The organism is Bradyrhizobium sp. cir1 (assembly GCF_014198245.1).
Classification (GTDB): domain Bacteria; phylum Pseudomonadota; class Alphaproteobacteria; order Rhizobiales; family Xanthobacteraceae; genus Bradyrhizobium.
Genome location: NZ_JACIHE010000064.1, coordinates 1 through 1,762, shown reverse-complemented (window position 1 = coordinate 1,762; position 1,762 = coordinate 1). Strand labels below are relative to the sequence as shown.

Here is a 1,762-nt window from a genome sequence, read left to right as displayed (position 1 = left end):
CGTCAGCCTCCCGGCTATCGCCAGCTGACCAGTCCGGCTCTTGCCGGCGAACGCGGTGTCCCACCGCCAGTTACACCACGCTCAGGGACACGATCTAGGTATGCGCAACGAACATTGCTGGTGCAGACCGCCAGGGCTAGCGCCGACCTTTGCCGGAGACAGCAGATGTTTGACAATTCAGATACCCTGTGATCTTCATTCACAGCACCGTAGCAGGCATTGTATGGCGATCTGAGAGCCTATCGGGGAGCGCTTCGTCGTACCAAACGGAAGCGGTATAAGAAACGTCGATTTCATGCCCTCTATAATGTCAGTCCCGCTCAAGTAACGCTGCAAAGCTGTCGGTGGTTCGAGAGAGCGCCGTTCATCTTGCTTTCGATTCGGGTGAGCGGAAGCCTAGCTTCATCGAGGAGCACCTCCGTGTCGGTGACGATTCAAGAAGCAGTAGGCCGAAGGCTCTTGTACCTGAGGATCTGGTGCCGATACGGATCTTTGGAGATCCAGGTGACCCGAGCGCACTAGGGCCCCACAAGGGTGATCACACACCAATCCGGAGGGCTTCGACTTTTGGAATGGAGAGCGCTATGCGGTCAGGCAGACCTAGAGCCCAGGTTCCGAATGCGAAGAAGGCTCGCGCGACAAGGCCATGAGCGCTATGAAGATCAGTTCTCACCAGATAGCAGCCTTCACAGAGGTTTTCCGACGAAGAAGCGTTTCGGAAGCTGCGGCTGTCCTCGGCGTTACCCAGTCGGCTGTCACCCAGCATCTTGCCAAGCTTGAGCAACGTATGGGGACGACACTCTTCATCCGCCATCGCAACGGGCTTGAGCCGACCAAGCCCGCTCAGGAGCTATTTACGCTAACTGATCGCGTGCGGGTCCTTGAGCAACTCGTCGCGGAGACTGTTGATGCCTACAGCGACCTTTCAGCTGGGCATCTCACGGTGATCGCAAATGCGCCTCGTCCAGCGATGCCGATCATCTCTGAGTTCAACAGACGCTTTCCCGCGGTGAGAATCTCCTTCTCGCTAGTGACCTGGGAACTTGCGAAGCAACGACTTGAGCAACATGACGTGGATATTGCCATCATCACTGAGCCTGATGACATCGCCAGTCTATTTCACGTGGAGCTAAGCAAGACGCGGCTTATGGCACTCATCCGCCGGGAGCATCCACTCGCCAGGAGAGAGACACTCAGTCTGGCTGAACTTGCTCAAGAAAGAGTCATTTTGACCGAGGATGGTTCACTCACGCTGCGCGAAATACAGAAAGCTTGCCTTGAGAACAGCATAAGCATGCCGAACATTATCAAAATGACCACCTATGCGGTTCTGAAGGAAGCCGTTCTCCACGGAATCGGGATAGGAATACTTCTCGAAGACAGTGTGTTTCCAACAGAAGAACTCGTATACAAACCGCTCGACGAGCTCAGCATTGATTTCAAAACATATATAGTGACGACATCGGATAAAAGACGACTACGATCCGTCAAATCCTTCTTTGATACTGTGCAAATTCTGTAACGACGTCTATCTGAGCTTCTCCGAGAAATGGGCAGGGTTCTAGGGCGAGGTCGGTCAAGTTGCGAACTGGCGCAACCAAGCTAGTTTGGGTTGACGCCCCCGGGCTCAACCACGAAGGAAATCTGTGATATCCCGGCCATCGCGGGTAACCGGTATGAGCTCCCACGTCCGCGGTGATCAGCGGTCGCGTGCGTAGCGGATCGGCATCCAGTACTGGCGCAGCGCCTCGACGACGGCTGG

The 1,762-nt window shown here is 55.1% G+C and carries 1 protein-coding gene; it reads left to right on the top strand.

Annotation, left to right across the window (positions count from 1 at the left end; all coding sequences use genetic code 11):
• Nucleotides 1-646: 646 nt before the first annotated feature.
• Nucleotides 647-1,522: a LysR family transcriptional regulator gene (locus tag GGD63_RS39880; protein WP_183250657.1), complete on the top strand. Its 876-nt coding sequence runs from the start codon at nt 647-649 to the stop codon at nt 1,520-1,522.
• Nucleotides 1,523-1,762: the final 240 nt, after the last annotated feature.

Coding starts and splice junctions, on each gene's coding strand:
- GGD63_RS39880 (WP_183250657.1), top strand. CDS start 647: ATGAGCGCTATGAAGATCAGTTCTCACCAGATAGCAGCCTTCACAGAG.